Source organism: Pseudoalteromonas sp. S1612, assembly GCF_005887175.1.
Lineage (GTDB): Bacteria > Pseudomonadota > Gammaproteobacteria > Enterobacterales > Alteromonadaceae > Pseudoalteromonas > Pseudoalteromonas undina.
In genome coordinates, this window is the sequence record NZ_PNDH01000032.1 from 1 (window position 1) to 26,731 (window position 26,731).

The window sequence follows — 26,731 nt, forward strand, 5'->3', positions numbered from 1 at the left end:
TCGATTAAGTAAAAATAACAAAGTTTTTACAATAAGCAAATTATTTTGTTAATTATTTGCTGTTTTTTTATTCAGACATTGATTTTTAAAATGTTTTTATAGCATTAAAGTTGTTTATTTACTCAGCGACTAAGTTACTTTGCTCTAATGCAGTTGCTGATGGGTCACTGAAGTAATTAAATAACATAGCCAAAAATAATATGACTGCAAAACCCGTGGCTAAATAAAACCCGTAGCGCACGTGTCCAAAGTAATCACTGATCATACCCATAAATAAAGGTGCTAAGGCGGCTGACAGTGCAGTAAAAAATAATATAACACCGGCTACTGCGCCGTGTTGATGAACAGGAAAACACGATATTCCTTTAGAATTTAAAGTAGGGTAAACCATCGACATAAATAAACCTGAAAGAGGTAATAAAGCCACTGCCCAGTCAACGCCGCCATAAAGAGTGCCAACGTAACACAGCGCAATGCCAAAGCTTAAGTAAGCCATAACCCCTTGCCAACTAAACCTATTAAGTAACCATACCGCAATAAAACGCCCTGCAGCACGTAACACAAAAAAGATTGTAAGTGCGTAAGTGGCCAGCAGCGGCCATGAGCCGGTGTAATCTTTTAGTAGGGTAGGCATCCACACGTATATGGCGACTTCGGTGGCAACATATAAAGCAATTGCAAGAGAAAAACCCAGTGCATAAGGGTTTTTAATCATTTTCATGGTCGTTTTTAGTGAGGCTGGTTTGCCTGTACTTTTTACTACCGCAGGATAATCGGCACGCCAAGCAAGCAATGCCAAAATTAAACACATAATGCCAGCAATAATATAAAGGTAAGTCCAACTTACATTTTGAACCAGCAGCACGCCAACTAAAGCAGGGCCAACAATAGCACCAATGCCAAAAAAACCTTCTACTTTATTCATGGTTTTGGTGTGTTCTTCGTTGCTATTAGAAATATCGCCTAAAAGCGCCAGTGCACCGGTTTTAAATAAACCAATGGCAAGGCCAATACAGCACAGTAAAAAAACAAAAAATATAAAGCTGCTGCTAATAGCAAACAAAAAACAACTTGCAGAGAATATTAATAAACCAAGCATAATCGTTTTTTTACGGCCAAGGCTATCGGCTAAAAAGCCTAGAAATAATCCACTTATTGCAATCATGGCCATAGGCGCATAATGAAACGCACTGGCTTGGGTCATGCTTAAACCAAAATCGCTTATGAGTTCGGGAATGATCATGCCAACGGCGTCAGAGGTCATGGCAAACATAAAAAACATCATGTATGTGAGCCAACGAATTTGTTGCAACGGATCGCTGCTTACGTGTGTGTGTGATTTTGTCATTTGCTTTTCCTCGTTAAATGCTTGGTAACACACATTAAGTTGTCAGTAACTTATTGTAGTATTAATCGAGCCACGATATTTGTATGTAAAATATTTAAAAATTACTTGTAAATTCTTACTTGCTAGTTAAAGATATATCTTAATCGATTAAGTTTCAACTTGGTAATCACACATGATGAAGAATAAAGTTCAATTGATCACATATGCTGATCGAATCACCGGTAAAGATATAAACGCATTAACAGCACTTCTAAAGGGTCCACTTAAAGACGTTTTTGCAGGAGTACACTTATTACCATTTTATAACCCAATAGATGGTAGCGATGCAGGTTTTGACCCAATTAATCATAGTGAAGTTGATGCCCGAATAGGAACTTGGTCAGATATTCAAGCACTTGGAAAAGATCATGATTTAATGGCCGACTTAATAGTAAACCATGTATCGGCGCAATCGTTTCAATTTCAGGATGTGCTGGCCAAAGGCAAAGGGTCTGAATTTTGGGATTTATTTTTAACTAAAGAAGATGTATTCCCTAATGGCATGAGCGACCAAGAACAACAAGCCATTTACCGTCCGCGTCCTGGAAGCTGTTTTACACCAATGAAATGCGGTGATGGTCAAACGTATGATTTTTGGACTACATTTACCGACAATCAAATTGATATAAACGTAAAAGTAGAAGCTGGTATTGCTTATTTAAATAACGTACTTACTAAATTTTCTGCTAACAACGTAAACATTATTCGTTTAGATGCAGCGGGTTACGCCATTAAGCAAGCAGGTACAAACTGTTTTATGCTGGATGAAACCTTTGCCTATTTAGATAAACTCTCAAAGCAGGCAAATGATTTAGGCATGGAGACCATTGCTGAAATTCATAGCCATTATCAAACTCAAGTTGACGTGGCTAAGCGCGTAAACATGGTGTACGACTTTGCCCTACCACCGCTTATTTTACATAGCTTATTTAATAATGACGTAGACGCACTGCTTAAGTGGTTACAAATTTCACCGCGTAACTGTTTAACTGTACTAGACACCCATGATGGCATTGGCATTATTGACGCGGGTCCAATGGGCGATAAACCTGGGCTGTTGAACGCATCTCAAATAGATAATCTAGTAGAAACCATGCATGCCAACAGCAATAACCAGAGCCGTAAAGCAACAGGTGCAGCTGCAAGTAACGTCGACCTATATCAAGTTAACTGTACGTATTACGATGCATTGGGCGCAAATGATTTTGATTACTTATTATCTCGCGCCATTCAATTTTTTGCACCGGGTGTACCACAAGTATATTACGGTGGTTTATTTGCTTGCAAAAATGATATGGAGCTTCTGGCGAGCACGAACGTTGGTCGTGATATTAATCGCCCTTATTTAGATGCCGCTAAAATAGATGAAGCGCTAAATAAGCCGGTAGTAAAAGGATTAATAGCGTTAATTAAAATACGTAATGAACACCCTGCATTTGCTGGTGAATTTACTGCTCAAGGTGGCGCAAGTGTATGTTGTTTAATGTGGAAGCTTGAGCAACAATCAATTTCTTTGAGTATTGATTTTACAAGTCGTACTGCACTTATTACACAGGTTAATGGTGCTCAAGAAACCACTTTAAACTTACAAAGTTTATTAGTTTAAATAGCTTTATTTGTTGAAAACCAAAAAGCCGAGCAACTTAAGCTTGGCTTTTTTATCTGCGTTACTAACAACGCTCAGCTACTTGCACCAATATTTAGTGCGTAACCTACTTCGTGTTGTTTTTCTTCTTTAGAAATAAATAAGTTAGCAGCTATTACACCCTTTTCTTGGCTATTTTGATGAATAGTCGTAAGGCGAGGCACAAAACGGGCTGCTTCTTCTATGCCATCAAATCCAACAATACGTAGCTCACTCCCTATTTTTATCCCTTGTTTTATTGCTTCTCGCATGGTGGCGAGGGCAATTAAATCACTCATACATATAATCACATCAGGGCGTGGTGAGGCGTTTAATACTTCTTTTGCAGCTATGCTGGCAAAACGTTCGCTACTTTCAGGAATATTCCAAATGCGGTCGTCGGCTACCGTTACATTCGCTTCATTTAACGCACGCTGATAACCTCGTAAGCGTTGGTGAGAAATAGATTGACCCGTTTCAAACTCATGATGTTCGTAAACTCGGCACAATACATTTTCATCGAGTAATCTCAAGCCCAATATTGCCACGTTATCAGTTGCATTGTGCAAAACATGTTTGGCTATTTCGTAACTGGCTTGTTCGTTATTTATATTAATTGATGCGTTGCGGGCAATATCAAAATCCACAGTAACCACATGTTTTTGAACTGTTTTTAGTTGCTCTACCAGTGCTTTATTTCGCGGGCGCCCATAACAAATAAAGCCATCAACAAAATCAACAACGTTATTGAGATTGTCGCTATTGCCTGAAAACAATAAAACATTAATGCCGTTTTTTTCAAGCACTGAGGTTACACCACGCATAAAGCTACTCGCGACAGGGTCTGACACCATATATTCCACGCTATCTGGTAGCACTAAAGCAACAATATTAAACGTGCCACTTCGCAGAGATTGCGCCGCTTTATTAGGGCCATAATAACCGAGCTCTTTGCAAGCTTTAAGTATGGCTTCGCGTCGTTTAGCCGAGAGTTGATCAGGGCGATTAAACGCATTTGATACCGTAGCATTAGACACACCTAACTCTTTGGCGATACTTTTTAATGTCCAGCGGGTGGGTTTACTCATCAGCGACTCATTACTACTTAGCAGGAAATTAGTAAATTAACATATTAGGCTGTTTAATATAACAAAAACTGTTGTATTGAGTTAATGCCGACACTGTTTAGGTGCAATACCAAAAGTTTGCTTAAATAAACGGCTAAAATGACTGGCGCTATTAAAACCAAGGTCGTAGCACACTTTACTTATAGCTTGGCCTTCTAATAAAAGCGTGCGGGCTTTTTTAAGCCTAAGTTGTTGCTGCCAAAGCGCAGGGCTGGTGCCAAAAGCGAGTTTAAATTGCTGGTAAAACTTACTACGACTCATACAAGTTATTTTGCATAATGTGTCTATGTCGAGTGTGTCGCTTAAATGCTCTTCAATGTATTGCAGTGCATCACTCACGTTACTTTTTAGACGCAGTTTATCGCAGTTTGCCATTAATAAATCGCGGCTTTGTTGTTGCAGTAAACGGGTGATCAATTCGTTTAACGATAAATCAATTAAGTAGTGTCGCTCGGCGCCTTGCTCACTAAATAAATGCACCATTCGCTCTAATAACTGCTGAGTTTGCGCATTATGTTGGGTATGCACTAAATTAGGGCTGTATTCAAATAAGGTATCACTAGCAAAGTTTTGCTGCATATTAAGTGCATTAGCCACATTGGTTATTTTATCTGTGCTTATTTCAATCGCTAAACAGGTGGTAGGTGAGTTGATAGTTGCCTGTGGAAAATCAATCAGCACCCCTTGATCGGGCGCTAATACAAACGATTCGTGGGGTAAAAACGCTTTATGATAATGACTATTCTCAACATGCATAATTTTCTTGCCACTGAGCATGGCACAAAACAGTAATTCGTTTGAATGCAGCGCCACTTTTTGCGCACTTTTATATGTATCATAAATACTCAGTTCGCTGTTGTCGGCAGCAAAGCTTACTTTGTTTTCAATAAGTACATCAAGTTGTTGGCGTTTTTTATTTAACTGCGACGAATACATAATCAGCCTTTTTAATGATTAAATCGTTTGGACTCACAGACAATTTTTTTGGACTGCTAATCAAGTTTTTAAGCGCTTAATAGTCTAATGTCAATCAATACCGATTAAATATAAAGCAACTAGCTACATTACTCTAACAAGTTGCTGGTATTTCGGCTTAGACTTTTAGCTAACAACAACAAGAGAACACACATATGATTTACGCAAATCCAGGCACAGCAGACGCACTCATCACATTTAAACAGCAGTATGGTAACTATATTGGCGGCGAGTGGGTTGAACCCGTTAATGGTCAATACTTTGAGAATATTAGCCCTGTAAATGGCAAAGTGTTTTGTAAAATTCCTCGCTCTGATAAAGACGATATTAATTTGGCGCTTGATAAAGCGCATGCCGTAAAAACGCAGTGGGGCACAACCTCAGTGACCGAGCGCAGTAATATTTTATTAAAAATTGCTGATCGCATTGAACAAAATCTAGAGCTACTTGCAGTGGCCGAAACATGGGATAACGGTAAAGCCATTCGCGAAACCCTCGCCGCGGATATTCCACTTGCTGCGGACCACTTTCGTTACTTTGCCGGTTGCTTGCGTGCTCAAGATGGCAGTATTGGTGAAATAGACGAAACCACGGTGGCGTATCATTTTCATGAACCATTAGGTGTTGTAGGGCAAATTATTCCGTGGAACTTTCCAATTTTAATGGCTGCATGGAAACTAGCACCTGCACTTGCAGCTGGTAACTGTGTGGTACTTAAACCTGCAGAGCAAACACCCGCATCAATATTAGTGTTAATGGAAATTATTGGTGATTTACTGCCTGGCGGCGTGCTAAACGTAGTAAATGGTTTTGGTAAAGAAGCTGGTGAAGCACTGGCAACCAATACGCGTATAGCTAAAATTGCCTTTACAGGCTCAACCCCTGTGGGGTCACATATTTTAAAATGTGCGGCTGAAAATATTATTCCTTCAACGGTAGAGCTTGGTGGGAAATCACCTAATATCTTCTTTAGCGATGTTATGGAAAAAGACGACTCATACCTAGATAAAGCAATTGAGGGCGCTATTCTTGCCTACTTTAACCAAGGTGAAGTATGTACTTGCCCATCTCGCTTGTTTATCCAAGAAGATATCTATGAGCAATTTATAGAGCGCATTTTAAAACGTACCAAGCAAATTAAACGCGGTAACCCGCTAGACAGCGAAACCATGGTAGGTGCGCAAGCCTCTAAAGCACAGTTTGATAAAATTTTAAGTTACATTGATATTGGCAAACAAGAAGGTGCTGAAGTACTCAGTGGCGGTCATATTGAGCAACTTAGCGATGAGCTAAATGGTGGCTATTACATTCAACCTACTTTATTAAAAGGCACTAACGATATGCGCGTGTTCCAAGAAGAAATTTTTGGCCCCGTTATTTCAATGTCGACCTTTAAAGACGAAGCCGAAGCGCTCGAATTGGCTAACAGCTCAGAATTTGGTTTAGGCGCAGGTGTATGGAGCCGTAATATGAACCGCGCTTATCACTTTGGTCGCAAAATAGAAGCCGGTCGCGTATGGACCAACTGTTACCATATGTACCCAGCACACGCTGCGTTTGGCGGTTATAAAAAGTCTGGTATAGGCCGCGAAACGCACAAACTCGCGCTCGATCATTACCAACAAACTAAAAACTTATTAGTAAGTTACAGCGAAGATCCCCTTGGCTTCTTTTAATAAGGCGTTTTAGTTTAAACAAACAACCTATAAGTAATGAAAGCGCTGCATTGTTGTAGCGCTTTGTTTTTTTAAAACTAATACTGATAGCATTTGATTAGTGGTTAATTATAATAATAAAGAAATGATTTATTAATGAGGCGAAATAAAACCTCAGTGAATCATGCACAAAGAGGGTAAAGAGACGCTGCGTTGAAAGAGTAGATTAAAGGTCACAGGTTCTACTGTTAAGACTAGGTTTCAGGCTGTTTGTACAAGCTCACAGCTCGTCACTCGAAGCCGGCTCATTTTCTCCTCTGTGTTTAAAAAGGCTTTAGTGAATTAATCACAAAAAGGATTATGGTGATGTTTGAAACGATTGCGATTTATTCAGGGTTAATAGCCACATTATGGATATTCATTGGTGTTTATGTAGCAAGTCGGTTTTATAAAGGTTACAGCCATTCTAAACAATTTTGTAGTGAATTAGGTGCAACAGGAAGCCCAACTGAAAAACTGTCGCCCTTAATTAATAACTATCCTTTAGGTCTTCTATTTTGCTTTTTTGGCTGGTATTTGGCGCAATTGGCTAATGTTTCTATATTGGTTAATATTGCTGGTTGGTTAGTTATAGTGCATGGTATTGGTACCTGGGTTGCGGGTTATTTTCCTATGGATGCTGACCCATTTACTAAACATCCAACTTTTAGCTGCAAGGTACATTCTTGGGCTGGTTTTATTATGCTACTTTCGCTGGTTGTAGCACCAATATTAATAGCTATTAGTCCAACCACAGAAGTTATCTCTCTATACTTTCGTGTTTTTTCAATTGTTTCTGTTATCGCTACAGTTTATTATCTGTTTGCTATGGCTAAAGCAATAAAACTACAAAGTAAACCTGGTACCTATCAACGTATCTCTTATGGTATTCAATTAAGTTGGTTAAGTGTTTTTTCAATAGCATTAATTTAAAACAATCACTAGTGCCCATCATTTGTTTAAACGTTAGGCTTGTCAATCTAAGAAATACATCAGCATTGTGTTGATTTTAGCTCATTATTTGGGCTTATAAATTAAGGAAGACTCATGAATATAAACGATACTAAATTACGTTTTATTTTACTAAGAGGTCCTTTAGGCTGGGGAATTCCTACAGCTATTTTATTTCAATTAATCATGCACCTTACAGGTGAGCAAGATTTTTTTGATGGAATCATTTCATCTTTAATAATATTTCCTTTAGTAGGCATATTATTTGGATACTTTATGTGGCATTCGAAACATAAAAAGAACTAAATAACTAAGAGACCTACCTTAATTACTTGGTTTTATGAAAGTTTTTAGCTGTAATTACAAGGAGGTTTGAGTGAAAATTTGTGAAACCCAAAGGTTGCTTATTCGGTAGTTTTCAATTGATGATGTGCCGGCATTAAGTAAAATTCTTAGTGACGATGAAGTGATGAAATACTCAATTCGTGGTGTGTGCGATGAAGCCGCAACTGGTGAATTTATAAAGTGGTGTTTACAATGCTACGATTCATATGATTTGGGCCCATGGGCACTAATAGATAAAAACAGCGATTTATTGATTGGATTTTGTGGTATTTCACCACAAAGTGTCGCGGGTAACGAAGAGCCTAATTTAGGGTATCGATTAGCGGTCGATTTTTGGAATAAAGGCTTAGCCTGCGAAGCGGCTAAAAGTGTTTTAAAGTATGTGTTTACTCAAACTACTCATCAATCCGTCGTTGTTATTATTGAACCTGAGCATATTGCGTCATTGAAAGTAGCAAAGAAAATTGGCTTTACAGATTATAGCAATCATGAATTTCATGGTCGTGCCGTACAGTTATATCGATTAACAAAGACGCAGTGGAATGAATGGACTTCTTTAGATGCTGCTTATGTAGCTACCTAAATCTCAAGATAGTTAGCTTTGATTTGTTAAAAGGAAATTTTTAATGGATATAGATTCTCACATAGTTCAGCTTGAAAAAAATAACCGAAAGTTATTTAGTGCATCTCATTATTTGGGACTTACGATAGCGATGGCTGTAATTGTTTTATTGTTAATGTTTTATTTCAGCCCATTGATAGGGCTTGCTTGCTCAGGTTTTGCTGCCTTCTTTTTAAACTTTTTCTATTCACAGTATACCTTTAGAAAACTCAACGCCCGCATAACACTACTGCAAACCAAAATTGAACAAACCTCTAAGTAAGCTGTTGCTCTAAATTTAAAGCCAGTTCATTTTAAATGTTACTCATTGTTAGCTGCTTTTAATGTTGTTAAGTTACTGCTATAAAAATAATTTGCTGATACTTATTTGATTTAAGGTATTTTTAGTTCCACCAAATGAGTTTACAGTAATTATATAACCTAATTTAAAATGGATTTTCATGAACATAAAAACAAAAATAGTTAGCCGTACTTTATTGAGTGCTTTATTAATTACGCCTACCTTGAGCATGGCAGAATTAGCAGTTACTCCTCAAACACCAGAGCAATGGCGCAGTGTTACTGATCGTGATATTGAAGCTGCTTACAGTATTTCGGCAAAAAACCACCCCGGTATGTTTGATGTTAACAACCCAGTCTTTCCTGAGCTATTAAAGCAAGCAAAAGCAGAAGCACTTGCACTGTCTGCTAAAGCGAGCGGGCCGCAGGTTCATGTTGCGGCAATTGCGCGTTTTAGTACTGTGCTACAAGATGGTCATGCAGGTGTGTTTTCAAGCGTTGAACGACCTGCTCGTCGTTGGCCTGGTTTTAGTGCCGTTTGGCGGGGTGATGCATTAAAAGTGTATTACAGTGAAACAGATAATATAAATAAAGGTGATGTGATAAGTGGATGCGATGGGCAAAGTACCGAGACGTTAATGCGACAAAGAGTGTTTAAATTTCATGGACAGGTTACACAACCTGGGCATTGGTGGCAGCAAGGTTGGCGGTTACTAATTGATGAGGGCAACCCATTTTTAACACCTCTAAAAGAATGTCAATTTATTAAAGCTAATGGGCAAGCTTACAGTAAAACCCTTGATTGGTCTGTTCGGCCAAAGAGTGTAAGTAAGCATTTAACACATGCTTATAATGGGGATGAGCTTACAACCGATTTAACTTGGCCTGCGCAAAACATAGCGTGGATTGCTATGCCCAGTTTTGCAAATAACGATAAGCAAACTCATGATTACAATAACCTGTATAAGAAAGTGGCGAGTCAACGTACTAAGTTACTCAGTGCAAAAACGGTGGTTTTAGATCTTCGTCATAACCAAGGTGGTTCGTCGTATTGGAGCTTAAAGCTTGCAAAAGCGTTGTGGGGTGAGCAAGTTGTTGAACAAAAAATGGATAACTACTCAAAAAATAGCCGAGTTTGGTGGAGAGCGTCAAAAGATAATACTAGCCATGTTAAATCATTAATTGAAGTGTTGAAAGATCAACCTAAAGCACAAAAAGAGTTTAAAGAAATAGCTGCAGGTATGGCGCAGTCACTTGAAAATAATAAGCTATTTTACATCGAAGAGCCGCAAAGTAAACCAAACCAAAGCGATAGCACGGTGCCAGAGAGTGACTTTAAAACACAGGTTTTTGTTATTGTGCCGCCACAGTGTGCAAGTGCGTGTCTTGATGCCATTGATGTATTTAAGCAGTTTTCAAACACTCAGTTATTTGGCGCGCCAAGCAGTGCTGACTCACTGTATATGGATGTTCGATTAGCTGAGTTACCCTCAGGTTTAGGTAAAGTGATAGTGCCTAATAAAGTGTATGTGAATAGAGCAAGAGGAAAGGGCGATTATTATAAACCCGATATTGCCTATAACGATATTGATTGGACAACCGATAAGCTATTAGAAAAAATTAAACAGTTATAAAAAAAGCCGCTCAATGAGCGGCTTTGACTGTTTAATTACTTAGGTTTATTAAAAGGTATAGCGTGCGCCAATTGCGTAGCGTGGACCATACTGGCGAGCAAATAAGAATTGCTCTTCGTAACGGCCATAGCCTTGCTCGGTTTCATTATTAAGGTTAATACCTTCAAAGAATACCGTCACATTTTCATTAACGTCATAATTTACGCTCATATCCCATTGGCCATATGATTTAGCATATTGTGGTGGTGCATCAGCAGAACCTTGCGCTTGCCCTACACCAATTAAATATGCATCACGCCAAGCATAAGTAACTTTTACAGATAAACCTTCTTTTTCGTAAAACGCTTGGAAATTAGCTGAATCACTTAAGCCGGTTAATGGAGCTTGTTGGTCTAGGCTGTCTGTATCAAATTCAACATCGCCGTCAACAAACGTTGCATTTACACCGACACCAAAACCTGTCTCGCCAATTAAGTGCTGTACTGCCACTTCAAAACCATCGACTGATTTGCTATCGGTATTTTGTGGTTGGCTAATGTTCCAAGTAATAAGTGGATCATTACTATTTGGTTCAATTTGTCCGTTGGCATTGCCATCACCATTTGCAAGCATTTGCGCAAAAATAGCATCGGTTGTTGCTTGATCACCACGAGCTTCAATATCACTAACCGCTTGTAAATAGCGTGGGCCATTTAAAATATCATGTAAGCCTTCAATGGTGGTTGGAGTAATGGTGGTTTGAATAAAGTTATCAACGTCCTTTTTAAAGTAACCTATAGATGCATAACTGCCCTCTGCGTAGTAATACTCTAATGATAAATCAAGGTTTGTTGATTCAAACGGCAATAATCCTGTATTACCTTGGCTACCTACTCGTGACCCCGGTTTTGGGCTGCCTGTTAGGTTACGACCACCAGCTAAATCACCTAATGGAGCGCGCGACATAGTTTTACCCCATGATACGCGAGCAATTAAGTCATCAGTTACGTCAACACTTAGGTCTATTGATGGTAGTAAAATATCGTAACTGCCTTCTTGAACTAAGAAGTTGTCATCGCCGCCAGCTTCATATTGAGTGATCCACTCTGAAGCACTGATCCAATTTACTTGTTGCTCTACTCGTTGACGAACAGAGCTACTTACATCGGTTTCTTCATAGCGTAGACCTGCATTTACTTTTATGTAGTAATTGCTAACTTCAAACTCCCAACGCGATTGAACATAGATACTGTTGGTAATTTCTTCAACAGCGCTTTGACTGTCAATACCATCAAGGTAGGCATTAGGTGCATAGGCATCGCCACCAGTTACATCAGCTGTAAGGTATGCCATTTGTCTTGCTACGGCTTCATCAAAATCAAAGCTATAGTAATAGTTAGGTTGTAAATCGTTACCACCACCGGCAAATTGGTCTAATAGTCCTGAAGTGTCATTAAGGGTAAACATGCCATCCGGGAATATCTCGGTGTAAGAAGGGTTAAAACCAGGGCCGCCAACTAAGCCACTCCATGCTTCATAACCACCAGTATTTTGCTCTGTACGCGAACCACCAAACTTAACTTCAATTAAACCAATGTCAAAACTATCGTTTATCCATGTTGTATGTAATTGAAGTTGCTCAATATTGGATTCTCCCGGTGAGTGAATAAACTGGCTAAAGTTTGAATCAATTTCACCAGGGCTTAATACGCTGGTACCGTTTTTCCAATTAACTTGCGCATGTGGAATTTCGCCAGTGCGATAATCATAAATTTTATTTACAAGCTGATCAGAACCTAAAATAACTTGCCCATCACTACCAAGACCTTTGTCTGCGCCGTTATCCGTTTCGTTTTTAGAGTCATGGTAGTCAAGCTCAACTTGCCATGTTTCATTAATTTGCCAATCTAAATTTAAGCCGATAGAACGAGCTTTAACTTCAGTGGTGTTTTTACTCGAGGTAAATGACGCATCGTTACCACTTATATCTGCATAAATTGCTGTGCCATTTTCATCTAACTCGTAGCCGTTGATGTTACTACCAAAGTCGTTCCAAATACCCCAGCCGAGAGTTTCTGAGCCTGTTGTAGCCTCACTTGCTGTATAATCAAGGGTTGCTACAAAATTATCTGTGGGTGCAAATTGCAGTGTGATTTGCCCATTAGTACGCTCGCGTTGTAAATCTTCAATTGCGTAGTTCATGTCTTTTGCAAAAAAGTGATTACCTTCACGATTTCCTTGCGCATCTACTGCGCGTGGATCAATAAAATCACCTTCTGCAAGAGTAGGTAAGTCGACATTAGCTTGCCAACCTTGAATATTGGCGCTTTGCTTTTGAAAGTCGCGTTCTTGATGCGAAAAAGAAAAACCAATACCAAACATTTCATCGCTAAAGGTATTACTATAAATAGCTGATACTTCCGGAGTTACATTGCTACCCGCTTCATTTGATGAATCATGAATAGCTTTAGCTGTTGCCGAAAAATGCTGGCCAGGTCTTTGTAAAGGTCGAGTTGTTGAAATGTTAACCGTCGCACCTAAGCCACCACTGGGCACATCAGCACGAGCAGTTTTAAATACTTCTAAGGCACTAACACCTTCTGAGGCAATGTTTTCCAGATTATACGAACGTGAGTTACCCGTTCCAGGCATTTGGCGACCATTAAGTGTTACCAAGTTAAATGATGGGCCAAAACCACGCACTGTAATTTGGCTACCTTCACCGTTTGCACGACTCACCGATACACCCGTAATACGCTGTAGTGACTCTGCTAAGTTAGTATCGGGGAATTTACCCATTTCTTCAGCAGAAATAGCATCGACTACCCCAGATGCATCGCGTTTCATATCCATAGAGCGGATTAATGAACCACGAATACCTTTAACTTGTATTACTTCGATTTCAGGTTCAACAGTATTTTGTTCTGCTGCATGAGCGATATTAAGCGTGCTTGCAGTGATGATAAGTGACACAGAAGCCGCTAATTGGCTTTTTTTAAAATTAAATGTGTTCATAATTGCTCTGCTTTTAACTAAATTTTACGATAAGTAGGTGCATATATGCACCTACCATTAAGTGATTTCTAATTATGGAACGCCAATGAAAGCGTTATCTACACGATAAACGGCGCCTTCACCTGTGTCCCAAGCTGGGAAAATCATCACTACATCTAACGCACTAACATCTAAACCTGCACCCGCTAAATCAGCAAGGGTAAAGGTATATGTTTGCCATTCACCAACAGTAGGTTCTATACCTTCAATGCTGTCAGTTAGTGGAATTTCGACAGCTGAGCTACCGTTATCAGACTCCACTTTGAAAGTCCAAACTGAATCAAGATTATTTGGTTTTGAAATCACCTTTAACTCAAACGCTATTACACCGTTTTCTAATATTGAAGTAGCATCGAATGCTTCACCGCTTCCGCCTGCAGCTGTACGGCTATTAAAGCCCATTACTGTTGCTGTTGCGCCAATAGTAAACTCAGCAGTTAAACCGTGCTCTTTATCATCTATTACTTCAACTGGCGTTGAACCACCACAGCAATCCCACATTGGCCAATTTAAGTTTTGTTCATCACTGAAAAGATCAACTTTTGGTAAGTCCCCTTCAATAACCACATTGGTAATTAAGTATTCTGCGCCTTCACCTGTTTGCCATGCCGGGAACACCATTAATACATCAATAGCACTTAAATCTAAGCCTCTTTCTTGTAGCAGAGAAAGCGGAAATGTATAGGTTTGCCATTGGCCAGTAACCGGTGTTACGCCTTCAACACTATCGCTAAGGGCTACGTCGCCTGTATTAGGGCCGCCATCACCCGCTTCAGCTTTTAATAGCCAAGTTGTCGAAGATGTTGGCGGCGTTACTACTTTCATATCAAATGATACACGGCCATTTAAATCAAGTAATAAAGATGCGTCAAATGGTGACGATGAACCTGCAAAGCCATCAGGAAAATGACCGCCACGGGTAGAGAAACCAAGCACAGTCCCGTTATTGTCATTAATATTAAATTTAACAACATCGCCTTTATCAGCATCGGTTATAGTTTCTGGTGTAGTTCCGCCACAACAATCCCATGCGATCCAATTGGCGTTTAATGTGCCATTGAATATATCAAGGTTTCTTGCAACGCCATCACTTGGCGGAGTAGGTACAGGGGCTTTACCTTCGACAAGTGCATCGTCTAGGTTATCGTAACCTGGGCGCACAGTTTCACAACCTTTACCGGTGCCCGGATCTGAGGCACATTCGTAAACACGAACATAATCAATCTCAAAACTTTGGCCTAGTGCAAATGCTGCAGCGTCAACACCTAAGTTGTTTACATTTTCAGGCCAGTCACCGCCAACGGCGTTATTTAAAATAAGGTAAAAATCTTTATCAAATGGGGCATTATCCCAGTGAGTGGTAAGTTCGCCGTTACCTTGTTCAAAGTATTCAGCAAACCAACCTTTATGTTTAAGGCCAACAGGCTCATCTTTAGAGTTGTAACGTACTTCAGAGCGACGTTGTGTAGCATATAAATAGCCGTCTACGTACCAGCGAATTTCTCCCTCTTGCCATTCAATTGCATAAGTATGAAAGTCATCTGCGGGGTTCATACCTTCAGGTAAGGCATAAGCTTTACCTGAACTTGAGTTATTTGGCCACTCACGACCATAGTGAAGTGTGCCATGAATATTTGCTTCAACGGTGCCATCTTCAGCGACTGTTTTTAAATTTACCGCTTCTAAAATATCAATTTCGCCAGAGCGCGGCCAAGTGCCATATACTTCGTCGGTTGGCATCATCCAAAATGCGGGCCAGCTACCTTGACCAGAAGGCAACTTTGCACGCATTTCAAAACGGCCATAAGTAAAGTCGGCGTTGTAGCGGGTGTTTAAACGGGCTGACGTGTATGGCTTTTCTGCACCTTCTTCTGCAGGTAAGGCGACTATATTTAGTACACCGTCTTTAATGAAGGCATTTTCCTCACTGTCGGTGTAACATTGTTTCTCGTTGTTACCGCCGCCAGCGCAGTTTAATTCAAAGTTCCACTTGTTAGCATCAATGCTTGTGCCATCAAATTCATCACTCCAAACCATTTGCCAATCTGAAACTGGCTGGGCAGGATCTACTTTTTCAAAATTGGATGTTGTTGCAGCATCGCCGCCACAGCCCGCCAAAGATGCTAATGAAATAGCAGCCAAAAGGCGAGTAATGCGTGTTGTTTCAATGTTCATAACTGAACCCCGTTCAACTGATTATTGTCAGAATATAGTGTATTTGTTGATTTTTTCATTTTTGTAAGCGCTTACATTTCTCTGTGTGGTAAATGTAAGCGCTTACAAATAATATGGGGGATTCTCAACTGGGTCAAGAATTTGTTTAAATAATTTACAACTGGTTTACTTTTAACGGGGTGTTTTTGTTAACAGGAACGGTTAAACGCCTAAGTAATGTTATAAATAGAGGTTTAAAAGGTGTACATGAATGTTTTCATTAGCTGTATTGCTATTTTTTAAATGGCATTATTAACAATTGCCACAAGGATGAATTTTGTTTGGGGTTTGGGTATTGGCTTAAACCAAGTGCAATATTTTTATCAGGCTGACTTGCCTGTGATCTATAGCTGCCAAAAAGTCTATCCCACCAAGTTATACTAAAGCCAAAGTTACTGTTTGTTTCTTCGGGATTTTGGCTATGATGAATACGATGCAGTACTTGAGTTACAAGCACTAAACGCAGCGGCTTTTCAATAGAGTTGGGTAAGCGAATATTCGCATGATTAAACAGTGCTAACCCATTGAGTGCAATTTCAAATATTAATACTGCAATAGCAGGTACACCCAAAGCGGTAACGGCAATCAATTTTATAAGTATGCTGAGTACAATTTCAATAGGATGAAATCGCAGACCGGTACTGGTATCAATATGTGCATCAGCGTGGTGTACGCGGTGCAAACGCCACAAAATAGGCACCTGATGAAAAAGCCGATGCTGCCAGTAAATAATTAAATCAAGCAAAAGTAAGCTGAGTATCACTGCAATGAGTGGTGAGACATTGAGTTGATTAAATAGCCCAATTCCATGCTGCTGATAATAAGCAGCAACCGCAGTTAATCCAACCGGCACTGTAAAGCGTGCAAGCAGGGTAGAAGTAAAGGTTAATCCAAAATTAGCAAACCAGCGTGACCTATTTTTAATAGTTGATTGGCGTGCAGGCTTTTGCCATTCAAGCAGCATCATTATTGCTAGTACGCTAAAAAAGAATCCTAAACGCCACCAAATTTCATTACTCATTGGCTTGTGTAACCTCATCAGTTTCTTGGAGTTTTAAGGTGTAATAACCTCCATATATACGGGTAAAAATAGTTATCGCGCAGGCTATAGCAAATAAAACAGCAAGAATTGAAAAATACTGCGGCCAAATACAAAAGGCAATAAATAAGGCAATGGTTTCTGTGCCTTCGGTTAAGCCATTTAAGTAGTAAAAACTTTTGTATTTAAATTGTGGTTTGTCGAGTTTAAATTTTTCAGCGGCTATGGCAAAAGCTAAAAAGCTGGAGCCGGTACCTATAAAGGTTACAAGCAATAGTGACCCTGCAAGTGCATTTTGCTCAGAGTTGGTTAAAATAAATGCAAAAGGAATAAGCGCATAAAACAAAAAGTCGAGGGTAATATCTAAATATCCCCCAGCGCTTGAACTGCTCTGAGCATAACGCGCGAGTGCGCCATCAAGACCATCAAAAATGCGGTTAATACAAATTACAGCTAATGCGCCATACCAATATTCAAAAATAATTAGTGGCACAGCTAGTAAGCCAATTAAAAAACCTATTAAGGTTAACTGATCGGCACTCACTCCTTTTTTGTGCAGCTGTTTTACGCACGGAATAAGCACCGGTTTTATAAGTGGGGTAATAAATTTATCTAACATTTATATCACTTTGTACGTTTAGATTGATGATTTTGCCATTTGTGGCTATTGCGTCACTTTCATCATGGGTGACCATAATGGCGGGTAACTGATATTCCCTAATTTGTGAAAACACCAGCTGACGGGTTTCAATACGTAATTGCTGATCAAGCTTACTAAAGGGTTCATCGAGTAAAATCGCTTTGGGTTTACTCAGTAATAGTCGCAGTAAAGCAACACGGGCTTGCTGCCCACCGGAGAGAGTGTCTGGATGGCGCTTGGCCATGCCTTTTAGCCCAACGTGTGTAAGTGCTTCATCTATTTGCTGTTGGCGTTGTTTTTTATCCATTTTTGGCATGGCAAAGCTAATATTACCGCCAACAGATAGATGCGAGAATAGTAATGGGTCTTGATATAGCACAGCAACATGGCGTAAATGGCTAGGCAAGGAACTAATATTAGTATCATTTAGCCACACCTCGCCAGTTGCATTAAAACCCGGAGGTAATGCGCCAGTAAGCCAATTTAATAAGCTAGATTTACCGCTCCCTGATGGCCCCATAATAGTAAGAATTTCACCACCTTTAACCTGTTCATTCAAGCTCAGCAACAACTCGTTTTGACGATAAAGCTGACAATTTTTAATTTGTAATGATGGCTGCATTAAACGCCCTTTGATGTATTCATATTATGCTTGCTTGTTATTAAAAACATACCGAGGTAGTCCCCATGCCACTATAAAGCCGAGAAGAGGTAAGCCCATTTGCAGTATTGCATACACAGCACTGGTTCGCCTACTTGCACCATTGGCAAGTGTTACGGCTTCGGTGGTTATGGTGGCTATTCGGCCACCCCCTGCTAACTGGGTTGATAAATACTGGCCAAAACTTATTGCCAACCCCAGCACCATCGCAATTAAAATAGGCGCAAATAGTTGTGGCAATTTAACTTGTATAAACACCTTCCATGGGCTTGAGCCTAAGCTTGCAGCAACACGCGCTAATCTTGGGTCTAAACGCCTGTAACTATCGGCAATAGATAAAAAAACATAAGGTAAAACAAACAGCAAGTGTACAAATATCACATTAAAAAAAGCATGCTGACTATTTAGCAATTGCTGTAGCCACACAATACCAAATAAAAAGGCGATACTGGGTACCAACAACGGCAGGTATATAATTAACAGTGCCCACTTCGCCAAAGGTTTAGCCGTGATTTGCTCTGCTTCTAAACATAGTAACACCAAAATAGTGGCAAAACCTGAGCTAACCACGCCAACCACTAAGGTATTAAATAAAGGAGTGTGAATGTGTGTAAAGGCATTTTCAAAGTGTAGTAATACCAAACTTGAGGGTAGGGTATCCGGAAAACGCCAATAGCCAGCTACTGACCAAAGTACTAATCCAATTAACGCAGCTGCAATAAAGGCTAAAATTACGCAAGTGACGATATAAGTAAAAGCACGAACAAGTTGGTGAGCATAATGGCGTCGGCCGTTGATGAGTGACTGACTAAAAATCATGGCACTGATTTTTTCAAGCAATAGCCAAATTAGCAGGAGTCCAACAGTGATCGCTAATTGTAACAGAGCACCCGCTGAGGCCTTTATGCGCAGGGTTAAATCTACATCGTTAAACCAATGCATGATAGCAACGGCTAAAGTAGGGGGCGTATTTGGCCCAAGTATCAGTGGCATCTCAACGCTCGCACTAGCATAAGCAAGTACTGCAAAAATGGGCAAACGTAACAGTGGGTATAAATTAGGTAGCACCACTTTAAAAAATGCCACCATGGGGTAATAACCTAAATTAATGGCAATTTGATGCTGCATTCGTAGCTTTTTGCCAAGTTCAGGCTGCGCTAAAATACCCAATGCAATGAGTAATAAAAAAGGCAGCTCTTTAAGTACAAGCCCAATAATAATGCTCCAGCCAAAAGCGTCATAAGGTAATGAGCCCTCAGGAGCTAATTGCCAGCCCGTTAACCAAGGCGAAAGTAAGCGCGTAAATAATCCCGATGGCGCGATTAAAAAACTGACCGCAATTGCCGCTGCAGCGTGGGGAATAACCAGTATGGGACTCAATACGTATTCAATTCGTTTTAGCCATACACTATTAAAAAATGCAGCCAGCATAATAATCATGAGCGCAAACGCTATTAATGTACTAATTAGTCCAGTGCGTATGCTCAGGCCTATCATTTGTGAAAGCCCCGGTGTATCCCATAAAACATTAAACCCAGCCAAACTCATGTTGGTTTTATTCAAGGCAGGCGCCCAGCCAAAGGCAGGCAACATTACTCCCATTAGGCCGCCTAATACAGGTATTGTTAACAGTGCCAGCAAACAGTAAGGGGTTACTTTGACTAGGCGTGAGAATAAATCAGCTGAATGGAGTACCTTACTCATTGGCTTGTTCCATAACGGGTTTCCCAGCCAGTATTAATTGCCTCCACCCAGCTCGGATGTGGCTCACTGAGTGTACGTTTAACACTATTTAGAGGCAGTGCGCTAGGATGCGGCTGTACGGTTTTAAATAAGCCCTGCTGCTCTGCGCTTAAGCTGCTTTGAATTAATACCGTTTTGTCACCCCATATAGCAGTTTTTTGTTTATGCGCTTGCGCTGCGGGGCTTAATAAAAAGTCAGCCACTAATTGCGCACTTTGCTGGTGGCTTGCATTATAAGGAATAGCGACAAAGTGAGTGTTACTTAAGCTACCATCGGCCATTGCATAACTTCTTATACTTTTTGGTAAATCATAGCGCTTTACCGCAGCCGGTACTTCTGGTGCCGAAAAAGTAAAGCCAATACTAAGCTCGGTATCGTCTATTAAGCGGCGCATTTGTACACCGCTTTGCATGAAGTATTCGCCATTGCGCCACAGATTAGGGTGCAATTTATTTAGAAACGTCCACAACGGATCAAGTACTTGGGCTGTGTTTTTATCATTAGCTGGATGATTTAGTTTTGCTTGTAGCATTGCATCGCTATGTTGGTGTAATACCATTAATGCATATTTTAAAAAGCTCATCCCTAAAAAGTCAGGGGGTTTGGGGTAACTAAATCGGCCTGGGTTTGCTTTACTCCAGCTCAATAACTTATTAAGGGTTTGAGGAGGAGAGCTCGTTGCTAGCGTATCGTAATAAAAAGTCAGTGAGGCTTGCCCCCAGGGGGCTTCCATTCCCTGAGTGGGTAAACCAAAATCAAACAACACGCTGGGATTGTTTTCTGGATTGGTGTAAATAAAATTAGGCAATTTATCAGCCCAGTCTTTTAGTAAAAGCCCGTGCTTACTCATAGCTGCAAAGTTAGCGCCATTGATCCAAATTAAATCGACACTGCCTTGAGTGTGATTATTTGCTGATTTTTCTGCGAGTACGCGGCTAACGGCCTCGCTGGTGTCGCTAAGCTTTACATGCACTAACTCAATGTTATATTTAGCTTTTACTTGCTCAGCCGCCCACTGAATATAGGCATTTATTTGCGCATCACCGCCCCAAGCATAAAAATATACGCTTTGGTCTTTACCTAACTTTTCAACTTGATGCCAACGGCTTTGTAATTGTGTACTTGCTAGGCTTTTAAAACTAATAACAAGGCAAATGCAAAAGGCGACACAGAATAAGCTGTATCGCGATAATGTTTGCCAAAATTTATTGGCGAGCATTTAAATCCCAGTTGTAGTCTAAAAATTTAACTTTCATGTTGTTATTTTTAAGTGCTTTTTGCTGAGCGGGTGTCAGCTTTAGTGCTTTAGGGTATTGCATAAAAAACTGCTGTAGCGTATTTGCGCCTTTAAAGCCTTGTTCAAAATCATCGCCGTACCACTTAAATATTGAAGACATAGTTAGCGTGTTATCTTGCGCTATATTTCGAGTCATGTCTGATAAAAAACGCATCGTTTGCTCTTGCAATTGGCTTTCTAAATCAGTGGCTGTGTAGGCTTCTTCACGTAGTGCTGGGCAGCCAATACTTGCGCAATTTACAGCAAAGTGAATACGTGGGTCGTTGTACTTACCACTGCCACGAATTAAATTATGTTCTATATCATCAAGGCTGCGAGTTTTATCAAGTAATGGCACAAACTCTTTGCTCCACGGTGAGCTAAAAAAACTGCCTAAATCTTTAATTGATTTAAGATCTGGGTATTTTGTTAATATCAGCTCAACAGTAAAGGCGTTATACGCGTTGATTAAAAACGCCAGCTGCTTAGGCTTTTCCCATGTATCAAACTCATTTTGCGTAACAGCCGATAACGAATCTAAATAAGCTTTTAGTTCGCTGCGCTTAGCTTTTATTGCTGAGTAATCAACCTCAGTGCTGTGACCATGATTAATAGCTACAACATGGTTGTTTAATAGTGCATTCCAGCTGTCATGCATGCTTTGAGCTTTGCTTGCAAACGATGTTGCAAGCAAAGCAGAACCTAACAATAGCGCTTTAAAAGGTGTTTTAAACATATTAGCCTCTGCGCCAGGCGTGGTATTTTTCCAGCAAGTTAAGTACCTTTTCAGGAGCATGAGCACGTTTCCATTCGCCCGCCACATATTTGTTACCTTCAGCCCATGTTGGGTAGCTGTGAATGGTGCCCAATATTTTATTAAGCCCTAAACCGTGTTTCATGGCTAACACAAACTCAGCAATTAAATCGCCAGCGTGTTCAGATACCACAGTAACACCAAGTATTTTGTCTTTACCTTTAGGTGTGATCACTTTGATAAAACCATTGTTAGCGCTTTCGGTGATGGCGCGATCTAGCTCTTCAAATTCAAAGCGGGTGATTTCATAGTCTATGCCTTTTTCAATCGCTTCTTGTTCATTTATGCCCACCCGTGCTACTTCAGGGTCAATAAATGTGGTCCACGGAATGACACGGTAATCCACTTTAAACTTTTTAAGGTTACCAAATAAGCCATTTACAGCAGCATACCAACCTTGGTGAGCGGCTACGTGTGTAAACTGATACGGTCCTACAATATCGCCAGCGGCAAAAATATTAGGATAGAGTGTTTCAAGGTATTCATTTGTGACTACAGTGCGGCTCGTTTCAATACCTAGTTCTTCAAGGCCGTAACCTTTAAGACGAGCGGTTCGGCCAACAGCACATAGTAGCTCATCGTATTCAATATCGATTTCGTTGTCGTTATGTTTTACCACAATGAATTTTTTGCCATCGCGCTCTTCACAGCGCAGTGCCTGATGCGAGGTTAAAATGTTTACGCCGCTTTGCGTTAGCGCTTCGTGAGCAAATTTAGACACCTCTAAGTCTTCTTTGATCATAATGCGTTCAGCCATCTCAATTTGCGTAACGCTTGAGCCTAAACGGGCAAAGCTTTGTGCCAATTCGCTACCAATTGGACCACCGCCAAGTACAACAAGCTTTTTAGGGGCTTCTTCAAGCTCAGCAAATTTGTTCCATAACGTATCACTGGTTACATAGCCGGTTTCTTCAATACCCGGAAGTGGCGGTACAAATGGGCGTGCGCCAGTGGCAATAACAATAGTGCGGGCAGTGAGTGTTTGCGTGCCGCCATCATTTAATTTAATTTCCACCGTCCACGGGTCGATAAGTTTGGCGTAGCCTTTTACAACATCTACGCCTAAATTTGTGTAGCGCTCAACACTGTCGTGTGGGGCAATATCGGCAATCACTTGCTGTACACGTGCCATTATTTTTTTAAACGAAAACTGCGGTGTCGTGCTTTGTAGCCCATATTTTTCAGCTTGGCGTATTTGCTGGGCTACTTTTGCACTTTTAATAATAGCTTTACTAGGCACACAGCCAGTATTTAAGCAGTCGCCGCCCATTTCGCCGGCTTCAATTAAGGTAACTTTGGCTTTAACTGCTGCTGCAATATAGCTGGTGACTAAGCCGCCTGCGCCCGCACCAATAACAATCATGTTGCGATCGTATGTTTTGGGTTTAGTATAGTTTTTATAAACACGGCGCTTTTTTATTGCATTTATCAGGGTTTTTGCAATTAACGGGAATACCCCTAATAACGCAAACGATAAAATTAAATCCAGCGATAAAATACCCGATAAGCTATCTATTTGTGCTAATTGAGTACCCGCGTTCACAAATACAAAGGTACCCGCCAGCATTCCTATTTGGCTTACCCAGTAAAAAGTCCATGACTTAATAGCGGTTAAACCCATTAATAAATTAATTAAAAAGAACGGAAAAACAGGCACTAAGCGCAGCGTAAATAAGTAAAATGCGCCTTCTTTTTCAACCCCAGTATCTATAGCGGCTAAACGTTCAGGAAAGCGTTTTTTTATGGTATCGCGCAATAAATAACGTGACACTAAAAATGCTAACGTAGCACCAATGCTTGAGGCAAACGAGGCAACTAATAGCCCTTGCGCCAAACCAAATAATGCACCAGCGGCTAGCGTTAAAATGGCTGCACCGGGCAGTGATAGCGCGGTCACTAATATATAAAGTAAAAAGAACCCTCCGATCACCAAAAGCGGTGATTGAGCTTTGTACTGATCAAATTGTGCCATTGACCCTTTTAGCCCGTCGAGGGTAAGGAGCTGGTTTAGGTCATAAAAAAAGAATAAACCGACACCAATCGCCGCCAGTAATAACAAACTTAATTTTTTTAACATGTTATCTCTCAAACGGTTTAAAAGTTATGGGTAAGCGTGAGCTTAGCGTTAATTGGTAATTCTGGGAACGCGAGTGTCGCGCCAAAATAGCCACCTTCAAATACAGGGCGCCAGTTTTGCTGATCGGTAATATTATTTACATCAAGCCTCAATTTAGTTGCCGAGGTAAACGCATAGCTGGTATTAACATTTAAGGTGTGCTGATCGCGAATGTATACGGTAGCTAAAAAATCCAATGGGTAGCTTTTAGTATACAGGGCAGAAAATCCAGCTTGCCACTGAGAAGTTATTGTATAGTTAGCATTTAAGCTTAATGATTGCTCTGGGATCCCTTGTACTTGGCGGTTTGAGGGAGCAAAAGCTGTGTAACTTGGTGCACCAATGCTGTTACCCGCAATAATATCGGGGCGCGAATTATCAAACGCATCGGCTATTTGAGCTGAGTCTTGGCCTGTCGCAGAGTTATCATAACGGGCATCAATGTAACTGTAGCCTGCGCTTACCCAGTAAGGGTAAGCGTCATAAAATACTTGGCTTTCGAATCCGGTCGTACGAATACCAGTATTGCTACCATCGCGATTACGTAAGCTGCGGCGTTGGCTAAATACAGCAGCATCTGCATACCAGTCGCTTTGTGTTGGCGCATATTTCACGCCAAACTCGACTAAAGTATTTTCCGTAGCAAAATTTTGTCCGCTAATTGTATTGTCACCACCTAACGTATTACCGCCGGCCATGCTGTTAGAGGTGGCTTCGTTATAACTTGCTGCCGCATAAGTGGTTAAATCGTCATTAACTGAGTAATTAACGCTCAACTGCGCTGATTGCAGTGTATCGTTAATGCTATCACTAGCGGCTATTTGCCCTTGAGGTGCAATCGGGTCATTTGCTTCTACATCATAGTAATCAACACGATAGCCAGCACTGGTGCGTAAGCTGTCAGTCCATTGTGAGTCTTGTTGAATGGCAATGCCGGTTTGCCATGAGCGTGAATCTGTAGTGTCTGATAAATTAAAATCACCATTGCCATCATTGTTAATATCGTACTGACCACCAGGGGATACATATACACCGGGGCGTAGCTCTACCAAACGTGCTTTTTGAGTATCAGTTAATGGAATGCGGCGGTTTGAAAGTGGGCCGGTTAAATCAATAGGTGTGTCGGCTTCAGTAGTAAATTGGCTGTAACCCAATACTTTATTATAACGAACATCAACGGCGAATAAGGTTTGCTGCTCATCACTCCATTGATAGGTGAGTTCAGTGCGGTTTTGTGCGATATCGGCGCCATCAATTATTTCAACAAAACTATTTTGTGCTATTTCTTCGCGCTGCAAATGTTGAAAGTAAGTAATGTTTTTAATCGACATTACATCAGACAGTGCGCGCTTATAAATACTGTGAACTAAATAAGTGGTTGCTTGATTGAGATTATCAGGATCGGTAAGCACACGGCTGGTGTCTATTTTGACTTGTCCTGTAGGCGATATAATAGAGCCTGCGCCAGGAACTGTGCTGCCATTCGCTTGTAACCCTTGACCAGTAATATAAAGATTATGATCGATAAGCGCTTGGGTAGGGCGGTTTATACCAGCGTTATCGGTAAATTCTGTTTGGTACAGTTCAAAGTTAATGTCCCAACTGCTTTTATCATCCGGTAAAATTTTTAATGCCGCAAACAAGCTATCACTTTGTGTGGCTGAATAGTCATAATAACTACCCTGATCAATATGCTCATAGCTAACACGTAAGCCAATTTTATCCTCAACAATCGGTGCGTTGTAATCTACTTGGGCACTATACTTATCCCAACTGCCTGCAGACAACTTCACATTGCCTTTGCGCTGATCAGTTGACGCTGTTTTAGAGTGCAAGTTTACAAAGCCCCCGTTACGTTGGCTTGAACCAAACAACACAGGTGGTGCACCTTTAACTACGTCTATCTGTTCTATCGCATTAAACGACAACGGCACACCAAAACCATTATTACCCGCTTGGCGTCGAGTACCATCTTGAAATAACTCACCTAACTGGCCGCGGATCGTCGGTAAACTTGGTGCACCAAAACCACTTGCAGCGTATGTATTAGGACTTACTGCCAGAACATCGTGCAATGTTGTTATGTTAAGTTGCTCAATTAGCTCTTTAGAAATAGGGGTCACAGAGCGGGCTATGTCTTGCAAAGCTAGGTTGTCGCCAAAAGGGCCGTTTACTGTGGTGTTTTTAATAGAGAGGTTTTTAGATTTAAGCGCTTGACCTGCCACCTCAATTCGCTCAATGGGGTCAGAGCTAGTTGTTTCATTAGCCTGAGCATCTAAAGCTACATTTAATAGGGGGGCGAGGGTTAAAGCTAAATACGTGTATTTCAAATCGTGTTTCTCTATTGTTATATGTTGACGTACACAAAAGACCAAGACAGATAAAAATATCTTTCAATCAATTGTTAATATTTTTATTTTTTATCTTAGCGCTTAAATAATAGTGCCTTTAAATAACTCAACTTAAGATCAGTTTAGGTTTAATTTTAATTAATTGAAAATAAAAATACGCTTATACGGTCTTACTTGCCAATTAGTTTATTTATATCTTTTTTAA

The 26,731-nt window shown here is 40.4% G+C and carries 20 protein-coding genes; 7 read left to right on the plus strand and 13 right to left on the minus strand.

Features of this window, described 5'->3' with window-relative positions; translation table 11 throughout:
* Positions 1-118 precede the first annotated feature (118 nt).
* Positions 119-1,348: an MFS transporter gene (locus CWB78_RS11855; protein WP_075170006.1), complete on the minus strand. Its 1,230-nt coding sequence runs from the start codon at positions 1,346-1,348 to the stop codon at positions 119-121.
* A 172-nt stretch (positions 1,349-1,520) separates the two neighbouring features.
* Here CWB78_RS11855 and gtfA point away from each other — a divergent pair, with 172 nt between their 5' ends.
* Complete coding sequence (gene gtfA / locus CWB78_RS11860; protein ID WP_138595744.1) at positions 1,521-2,993, plus strand: sucrose phosphorylase; 1,473 nt, start codon at positions 1,521-1,523, stop codon at positions 2,991-2,993.
* Between the two features lie 74 nt (positions 2,994-3,067).
* Here the strand turns inward: gtfA and CWB78_RS11865 are convergent, their stop codons facing one another.
* Both CWB78_RS11865 and CWB78_RS11870 read right to left on the minus strand, forming a co-directional pair.
* On the minus strand, positions 3,068-4,099 hold the full coding sequence (locus tag CWB78_RS11865) for a LacI family DNA-binding transcriptional regulator (RefSeq protein WP_075170004.1): 1,032 nt from the start codon (positions 4,097-4,099) through the stop codon (positions 3,068-3,070).
* 81 nt (positions 4,100-4,180) lie between these two features.
* Positions 4,181-5,074 carry an AraC family transcriptional regulator gene (locus CWB78_RS11870; RefSeq protein ID WP_109875140.1) on the minus strand — a complete coding sequence of 298 codons (894 nt, stop codon included), beginning with the start codon at positions 5,072-5,074 and terminating at the stop codon, positions 4,181-4,183.
* 194 nt (positions 5,075-5,268) lie between these two features.
* On the opposite strand from CWB78_RS11870, the gene exaC reads away from it, so the two are divergent.
* The 6 genes from exaC (at position 5,269) to CWB78_RS11900 (ending at position 10,638) form a co-directional block, all read left to right on the plus strand.
* A complete protein-coding gene (gene exaC, locus CWB78_RS11875) occupies positions 5,269-6,789 on the plus strand; it encodes an acetaldehyde dehydrogenase ExaC (RefSeq protein ID WP_109875141.1) in 1,521 nt (506 codons plus the stop codon).
* Between the two features lie 345 nt (positions 6,790-7,134).
* Positions 7,135-7,740 (plus strand): DUF998 domain-containing protein, encoded by a 606-nt coding sequence (locus tag CWB78_RS11880; RefSeq protein WP_138595746.1) that lies wholly within the window; start codon positions 7,135-7,137, stop codon positions 7,738-7,740.
* Positions 7,741-7,854: 114 nt separating this feature from the next.
* Positions 7,855-8,064 carry a hypothetical protein gene (locus CWB78_RS11885; protein WP_054201355.1) on the plus strand — a complete coding sequence of 70 codons (210 nt, stop codon included), beginning with the start codon at positions 7,855-7,857 and terminating at the stop codon, positions 8,062-8,064.
* A gap of 124 nt (positions 8,065-8,188) precedes the next feature.
* Positions 8,189-8,686 carry a GNAT family N-acetyltransferase gene (locus tag CWB78_RS11890; RefSeq protein WP_283957127.1) on the plus strand — a complete coding sequence of 166 codons (498 nt, stop codon included), beginning with the start codon at positions 8,189-8,191 and terminating at the stop codon, positions 8,684-8,686.
* A 43-nt stretch (positions 8,687-8,729) separates the two neighbouring features.
* Positions 8,730-8,987 carry a hypothetical protein gene (locus CWB78_RS11895; RefSeq protein ID WP_138569905.1) on the plus strand — a complete coding sequence of 86 codons (258 nt, stop codon included), beginning with the start codon at positions 8,730-8,732 and terminating at the stop codon, positions 8,985-8,987.
* Between the two features lie 178 nt (positions 8,988-9,165).
* Positions 9,166-10,638: a S41 family peptidase gene (locus tag CWB78_RS11900; protein ID WP_138595748.1), complete on the plus strand. Its 1,473-nt coding sequence runs from the start codon at positions 9,166-9,168 to the stop codon at positions 10,636-10,638.
* 48 nt (positions 10,639-10,686) lie between these two features.
* Here the strand turns inward: CWB78_RS11900 and CWB78_RS11905 are convergent, their stop codons facing one another.
* The 10 genes from CWB78_RS11905 to CWB78_RS11950 form a co-directional block, all read right to left on the minus strand.
* Complete coding sequence (locus CWB78_RS11905) at positions 10,687-13,632, minus strand: TonB-dependent receptor (protein ID WP_054201351.1); 2,946 nt, start codon at positions 13,630-13,632, stop codon at positions 10,687-10,689.
* A 72-nt stretch (positions 13,633-13,704) separates the two neighbouring features.
* Positions 13,705-15,846 (minus strand): glycoside hydrolase family 16 protein, encoded by a 2,142-nt coding sequence (locus tag CWB78_RS11910; protein ID WP_138595750.1) that lies wholly within the window; start codon positions 15,844-15,846, stop codon positions 13,705-13,707.
* Positions 15,847-16,117: 271 nt separating this feature from the next.
* Positions 16,118-16,906, minus strand: a complete 789-nt coding sequence (locus tag CWB78_RS11915) for a sterol desaturase family protein (RefSeq protein ID WP_138595752.1) — start codon at positions 16,904-16,906, stop codon at positions 16,118-16,120.
* Positions 16,899-17,543 carry a CDP-alcohol phosphatidyltransferase family protein gene (locus CWB78_RS11920; RefSeq protein ID WP_138595754.1) on the minus strand — a complete coding sequence of 215 codons (645 nt, stop codon included), beginning with the start codon at positions 17,541-17,543 and terminating at the stop codon, positions 16,899-16,901. Before CWB78_RS11920 ends, CWB78_RS11915 begins: the two co-directional genes overlap by 8 nt.
* Positions 17,533-18,186, minus strand: coding sequence for an ATP-binding cassette domain-containing protein (locus CWB78_RS11925; RefSeq protein ID WP_131692198.1), 654 nt, complete (start codon positions 18,184-18,186; stop codon positions 17,533-17,535). Before CWB78_RS11925 ends, CWB78_RS11920 begins: the two co-directional genes overlap by 11 nt.
* A gap of 24 nt (positions 18,187-18,210) precedes the next feature.
* Positions 18,211-19,929, minus strand: coding sequence for an ABC transporter permease (locus CWB78_RS11930; protein ID WP_138595756.1), 1,719 nt, complete (start codon positions 19,927-19,929; stop codon positions 18,211-18,213).
* Entirely contained in the window at positions 19,926-21,188 is a 1,263-nt protein-coding gene (locus CWB78_RS11935) for an ABC transporter substrate-binding protein (RefSeq protein ID WP_138595758.1), read from the minus strand. Before CWB78_RS11935 ends, CWB78_RS11930 begins: the two co-directional genes overlap by 4 nt.
* The gene (locus CWB78_RS11940) at positions 21,175-21,981 is read right to left on the minus strand and encodes a DUF547 domain-containing protein (RefSeq protein WP_138595760.1); all 807 of its coding nucleotides are present in this window, start codon (positions 21,979-21,981) and stop codon (positions 21,175-21,177) included. Before CWB78_RS11940 ends, CWB78_RS11935 begins: the two co-directional genes overlap by 14 nt.
* 1 nt (position 21,982) lies before the next feature.
* Positions 21,983-24,136, minus strand: a complete 2,154-nt coding sequence (locus CWB78_RS11945; protein ID WP_138595762.1) for a dihydrolipoyl dehydrogenase family protein — start codon at positions 24,134-24,136, stop codon at positions 21,983-21,985.
* Positions 24,137-24,153: 17 nt separating this feature from the next.
* Complete coding sequence (locus tag CWB78_RS11950; RefSeq protein WP_138595764.1) at positions 24,154-26,505, minus strand: TonB-dependent receptor; 2,352 nt, start codon at positions 26,503-26,505, stop codon at positions 24,154-24,156.
* Positions 26,506-26,731: the final 226 nt, after the last annotated feature.

Coding starts and splice junctions, on each gene's coding strand:
- CWB78_RS11895 (WP_138569905.1), top strand. CDS start 8,730: ATGGATATAGATTCTCACATAGTTCAGCTTGAAAAAAATAACCGAAAG.
- CWB78_RS11865 (WP_075170004.1), bottom strand. CDS start 4,099: ATGAGTAAACCCACCCGCTGGACATTAAAAAGTATCGCCAAAGAGTTA.
- CWB78_RS11935 (WP_138595758.1), bottom strand. CDS start 21,188: ATGCTCGCCAATAAATTTTGGCAAACATTATCGCGATACAGCTTATTC.
- CWB78_RS11900 (WP_138595748.1), top strand. CDS start 9,166: ATGAACATAAAAACAAAAATAGTTAGCCGTACTTTATTGAGTGCTTTA.
- CWB78_RS11870 (WP_109875140.1), bottom strand. CDS start 5,074: ATGTATTCGTCGCAGTTAAATAAAAAACGCCAACAACTTGATGTACTT.
- CWB78_RS11920 (WP_138595754.1), bottom strand. CDS start 17,543: ATGTTAGATAAATTTATTACCCCACTTATAAAACCGGTGCTTATTCCG.
- CWB78_RS11905 (WP_054201351.1), bottom strand. CDS start 13,632: ATGAACACATTTAATTTTAAAAAAAGCCAATTAGCGGCTTCTGTGTCA.
- CWB78_RS11940 (WP_138595760.1), bottom strand. CDS start 21,981: ATGTTTAAAACACCTTTTAAAGCGCTATTGTTAGGTTCTGCTTTGCTT.
- CWB78_RS11925 (WP_131692198.1), bottom strand. CDS start 18,186: ATGCAGCCATCATTACAAATTAAAAATTGTCAGCTTTATCGTCAAAAC.
- CWB78_RS11930 (WP_138595756.1), bottom strand. CDS start 19,929: ATGAGTAAGGTACTCCATTCAGCTGATTTATTCTCACGCCTAGTCAAA.
- CWB78_RS11855 (WP_075170006.1), bottom strand. CDS start 1,348: ATGACAAAATCACACACACACGTAAGCAGCGATCCGTTGCAACAAATT.
- CWB78_RS11910 (WP_138595750.1), bottom strand. CDS start 15,846: ATGAACATTGAAACAACACGCATTACTCGCCTTTTGGCTGCTATTTCA.
- CWB78_RS11915 (WP_138595752.1), bottom strand. CDS start 16,906: ATGAGTAATGAAATTTGGTGGCGTTTAGGATTCTTTTTTAGCGTACTA.
- exaC (WP_109875141.1), top strand. CDS start 5,269: ATGATTTACGCAAATCCAGGCACAGCAGACGCACTCATCACATTTAAA.
- CWB78_RS11945 (WP_138595762.1), bottom strand. CDS start 24,136: ATGTTAAAAAAATTAAGTTTGTTATTACTGGCGGCGATTGGTGTCGGT.
- gtfA (WP_138595744.1), top strand. CDS start 1,521: ATGATGAAGAATAAAGTTCAATTGATCACATATGCTGATCGAATCACC.
- CWB78_RS11885 (WP_054201355.1), top strand. CDS start 7,855: ATGAATATAAACGATACTAAATTACGTTTTATTTTACTAAGAGGTCCT.
- CWB78_RS11880 (WP_138595746.1), top strand. CDS start 7,135: ATGTTTGAAACGATTGCGATTTATTCAGGGTTAATAGCCACATTATGG.